This is a genomic window from Hydrocoleum sp. CS-953, assembly GCF_002260545.1.
Classification (GTDB): Bacteria; Cyanobacteriota; Cyanobacteriia; order Cyanobacteriales; family Microcoleaceae; genus Trichodesmium.
On the sequence record NZ_LGSU01000860.1, the window covers coordinates 1 to 5,083 of the forward strand.

The 5,083-nt window shown below is 36.3% G+C and carries 2 protein-coding genes and 1 pseudogene; 1 reads left to right on the forward strand and 2 read right to left on the reverse strand.

Annotated elements, in window-relative coordinates; genetic code table 11:
• Window positions 1–983, forward strand: a pseudogene (locus AFK68_RS11195) (PRC-barrel domain-containing protein); the annotation flags it as partial.
• Between the two features lie 494 nt (window positions 984–1,477).
• Here AFK68_RS11195 and AFK68_RS11200 read toward each other — a convergent pair.
• Both AFK68_RS11200 and AFK68_RS11205 read right to left on the reverse strand, forming a co-directional pair.
• Window positions 1,478–2,338: a cysteine peptidase family C39 domain-containing protein gene (locus AFK68_RS11200; protein WP_094672807.1), complete on the reverse strand. Its 861-nt coding sequence runs from the start codon at window positions 2,336–2,338 to the stop codon at window positions 1,478–1,480.
• Window positions 2,339–3,490: 1,152 nt separating this feature from the next.
• Entirely contained in the window at window positions 3,491–4,996 is a 1,506-nt protein-coding gene (locus AFK68_RS11205; protein WP_246844121.1) for a diguanylate cyclase domain-containing protein, read from the reverse strand.
• Window positions 4,997–5,083 lie beyond the last annotated feature (87 nt).

The window sequence follows — 5,083 nt, forward strand, 5'->3', positions numbered from 1 at the left end:
CCTAGGAGTAGTAAGTCAGTTATGGGTAGATGTTGATAGACGAGAGGTGGTAGCTATTGGACTACGGGACAATATATTGGCAGTGGCTGGGATACCCAAGTTTATGTTTCTCAAGAACATCCGTGAAATAGGCGATGTTATCTTAGTAGATGATGAAGAAGTAGTAGAAGAAGATATTGATGCTAAGCCTATAGTAGCCTGATAAATAGTGAAGTCTTGACAGAAAATGGCGAACTATTAGGTCGAGTTAGAGGTTTCAAACTTGATACCAGAGATGGCAAAGTTTTGTCATTGATTATCGCTTCTATAGGTATACCCCAAATTCCAGAGCAAGTTATTAGCACTTATGAACTGTCAATTGATGAAATTGTCAGCAGTGGGCCAAATCGTCTAATTGTATTTGAAGGTTCTGAAGAAAAACTACAACAGTTAACAGTAGGAGTATTAGAACGTCTAGGTTTAGGAGAGACACCTTGGCAACGAGAGGAAGAGGGATTATATTATCCTCCTACCGTAAAACCTGAGAATCAATTAACTTCAGGAACACCAGTTACTCGTGACCCCATTCGTACAGTATCACCCGCTCGTCAGGAAACATGGGATGAAGATTGGGCTGAACCAGAGCCAATCAGAGGTAGAGTAGTTGAACCAGAACCAGTTTATAATGACTATTATGAGCCAGAAGAGACTTCTCCTCCACGGCAACTAGAACGAGAAGCAGTCTATGATGAATATTATGAGGCAGAACCTATAGCCCAGCCATCAGGACGTCAGGTCAGACGAGAAATTGCTAATGATGACTACTACGAAGAAGATAATTGGGGCGACTCAGGTGCTGAATATGATTATGAAGAGGATAAAAATCAGCAGAAAGAGTATCAAGCAACCCCAGAGTATAAATATGATGAGGAGATAGAGAAAGATGCTTGGGCTGATGATGAGGCTCCAAAACCTTATCAAGCAACTCGTGTGAATATTCCTCANGTCAGACGAGAAATTGCTAATGATGACTACTACGAAGAAGATAATTGGGGCGACTCAGGTGCTGAATATGATTATGAAGAGGATAAAAATCAGCAGAAAGAGTATCAAGCAACCCCAGAGTATAAATATGATGAGGAGATAGAGAAAGATGCTTGGGCTGATGATGAGGCTCCAAAACCTTATCAAGCAACTCGTGTGAATATTCCTCAGAAAACTAAGGTGCCAGAATATGAGGAGTAAGTAGGTTATTAATTTAGCTTCCTTTGGGATAATTCCCACGCCTGAAAAGTTTGAGCGTGGGATAAGAACGGTTGAATATGGTAGATGGGTTGTTTCTCAGAAAATTTTACCTGGGGAGTCCAGAAACTTGTTGCCCTAAGACTACAGCCTCCCCTGTCCAATATTCTTGCATCTCGTTAAAAGTNCGCCTGAAAAGTTTGAGCGTGGGATAAGAACGGTTGAATATGGTAGATGGGTTGTTTCTCAGAAAATTTTACCTGGGGAGTCCAGAAACTTGTTGCCCTAAGACTACAGCCTCCCCTGTCCAATATTCTTGCATCTCGTTAAAAGTTTTAAGCTGTTGGCCATAGAGCGGGTTGCCAATGGTTACTGTTTGTGCTGTCTCATCAACTTGCAAGAGTACGACTGCGTGTGCAATATATCCGCCATTTACTGGTTCTTTAACGTGTAGCAAGGCTGGTAGGTTTAGGTTTATTAGCTCAGTAGTTTTTAGTGAGTCTCGAAAATGGCAGGCTAAACCTAGACGATGCAAAGCCCGCATTTCAGCTAGGGTGCTAGTCCCAAATCTATTTGTGCCTGTAAGGATAATTGCGTCCTTTTCCGAGAAATTGAGAAAAGTACCAGTTATGCGAGCAATTGTAGCAATACTGGCAGGAGCGCAAGTGTAGTTTGTTGTTTGTAATACGACTTCTTCAACTACTACTGGTTCCCCTAATAAATTTGTGACGGGAAGAGAGTAATGGATTAGTCCTGCTAATGGAATTGTGATTATTATTACTGCTAAAATTAGCTTTCGTAAACGTTGGCGATCGCCTCGAATAGGTAATTCTATACCTAGTAAAATACCTATACTAAACCATCCTAAACTCAAGACAAAATCATTAGTATATTCTCCATAGAATAACAAAATAATTTTGGGAAACAATTTTAGATTAGCTTTGGCACTTACTAAAAATGTGATGATAACTGTAGCTAGGAATATTAATATTATATAAGTTAATCTTTGATGATTTACTAAAGCATTTTCTGCTGTTATTCCTCTATCTGCTAACTTCTTACCTAAGTATAATCCTAGTATTATTGAAACCAAGCAAGTTAAAACAATTACAATCATTTTTATGAGATTTGATGGAAAAATACATTATGGTTTGCTGAAAAAGTATTTTTTGTAAAAGTAGGAGTCAGGAGAAACAGAGAATTTAGAGGAGGTAATGGGAGGAATTATCATTTTATTTTTCTGTAATATTGAGCAAAAAAAATGCTAAGTTTTTGAACCTTTTTCACCTAAAATTTCGTACTTTTTCCAGAAATAAAAAGGCTCAAAGGCTTTACTGATAAAACCTTTGATATTTAATTAGCAGAGCAATAATTATGGTTTGCTGAAAAAGTCTTTTTTAAGGAGTAGGGGAGCGGGGAAGTAGGTACGGACGTTGCACAGGCAAAAATGCGTTTTCCGTTCCGGAATGCTCCGCAAACATGTCGCACAGCGTTAGCGGAGCTTTGCGTTAGCAAAACGTCCGTACGGGAGTAATTTTTTTGCTCAACTATCCTCCCAAAATTCTAACTTTTTGATTTTTCGGGAACCGTGCATAAAGAGCTGAAAACTAGGTACTTTTTCCAGACCTAAAAANAATGCGTTTTCCGTTCCGGAATGCTCCGCCAACATGTCGCACAGCGTTAGCGGAGCTTTGCGTTAGCAAAACGTCCGTACGGGAGTAATTTTTTTGCTCAACTATCCTCCCAAAATTCTAACTTTTTGATTTTTCGGGAACCGTGCATAAAGAGCTGAAAACTAGGTACTTTTTCCAGACCTAAAAAGACACCTTATTTCTTGTCAATGCTTTGATATTTAATCAGCGGAGCAATAATTAGGGTTTGCTGAAAAAGTATAAGTGGTAGGAGTAGGAGTCGTAGGGGCGTTTCATGTCGCTCCGCGAAACGGCCGTTAGCTTCGCATAACTATCGTTAACGCCCCTACAGGAGGAATGGGGAATTTAGAGGAGGTAGAAGGAAGAATTAGTAAGAGTTATTTTTCTACCTTATGCACCCTAAAATCCTAACTTTTTAAGCTTTTTAGACCGAAAATATTGCACTTTTTCAAGACCTAAAAAGGTACCTTATTTCTGATAAATGCTTTGATATTTAATCAGCGGAGCAATAATTATCAATTATCAATTATCAATTATCAATTATCAATTATCAATTATCAATTATCAATTATCAATTATCCATTATCAATTATCAATTATCCATTATTAATTATCCATTATTTATCTCCCCTACTCCTCTGCTTCAGAGAGAGTGCTTTTTCTGCCATAGCAATTAATTCTGCCGATGAGTTATTTTCTTGGGGAACCATACTTGATATCCCAATACTAATTGTGACAAATTCATTAATTGGAGATTGACTATGAAGAATTTTGAGATTTTCTACTTCCGATCTGATATTCTCAGCAATAATTAAAGCACTTTTAGTATTAGTATTCGGTAGAATTATTGCAAATTCTTCTCCTCCATAACGAGCGACTAAATATTCGGGAATATTCACAATTTCCTGAATAGTTTTTGCTATTTTTTTTAGACAATCATCTCCAGCTTGAGAACCATAATTATCATTATATAATTTGAAAAAGTCTAAATCGCAAATAATTAACGATAGAGGCAAATTTTCTAGTTTCATTCTCTGCCATTCTTGCTCTAAATATTGATCGAAGCGATGACGATTAGCTATTTGAGTTAAACCATCCAGAGTAGCAAGTAGAGATAATCTTTGATTAGCTAATTTGAGAGTATATTCAGCTTTTTGACTTTGTATCACTACTCCTAAATGAGTGCCTACTATTTTTAGTAAATCAATTAAATGCTGATTTTTTGGTAGAGTTTCTTGCTTAAAAAATACTAAAATTGCTAATACCTCATTGCTCCATAAAATTGGCACAGCAAAAGCAGATTTGAATCCCATTTTTAAAGCCAGATTATAACGTTCAAATTCTTGAGGTGATATTTCAGAAATATCCTCTATCCATTCTGCATCTTTAGCTTGCCACACTCTACCTACTAAATCTATATTAGGAGTAAAACTTAATTTTTTACTATAATTTTGAAACTCAGAAAAATCCTGTGAATTAAGATAGCAAGATTGACTATATAGAAGTCTAGAATTATCAGAATTAGGAAGCCAAGCTTCACCAAAATCCCACCTAATATTTGCACAAACATGATTGATAGTAACTTCTAGGGCAGAATGAATATCTAAGGTGGTACTAATCGCAGGAGTAGTTAACAACAAAAAACGGATTTTTTCTTCATAATTTTGACGTTCAATAACTTCTTTTTCTAGCTCTAATTTTTTCTCTTTTAACTCTATTTGTAGTTGATAAATAGATAGTTGATTTTCGACTCTTGCCAATACTTCCCGAAGTTTAAAGGGTTTAGTAATATAATCTCTACCTCCTACTTCAAATGCTCTAACTTTATCTACTTCTTCACTATAAGCACTAATAAAAATTATTGGTATTTCTTTGGTTTGTTCTAAAGATTTTAGTTTTTGACATACTTCATAGCCATCTATATCTGGTAAATTAATATCAAGTAAAATCAAATCTGGTTTAGCAATTTGTGCGCCATTAATTGCAATTCTACCATTAATAGCTTTTCTCACATGATACCCATGATGCTCAAGCATAGTTGATAATAGTCGTAAATTTTCTGGTGCATCATCAACGACTAAAATATTTTCTGGCAAATATTGAGACTTTTTTTTGTTCATCATTCCTCACTTTCTATCAATTCAGGGAATAGGGAATAGGTATGGAGGGAATAGAAAAAAACCTAAATTATCAGCTTTTAGGCATAATAG

Bases quoted from the DNA above. Each gene is read 5' to 3' on its own strand.
- AFK68_RS11200 (WP_094672807.1), bottom strand. From the start codon at position 2,338: ATGATTGTAATTGTTTTAACTTGCTTGGTTTCAATAATACTAGGATTA.
- AFK68_RS11205 (WP_246844121.1), bottom strand. From the start codon at position 4,996: ATGATGAACAAAAAAAAGTCTCAATATTTGCCAGAAAATATTTTAGTC.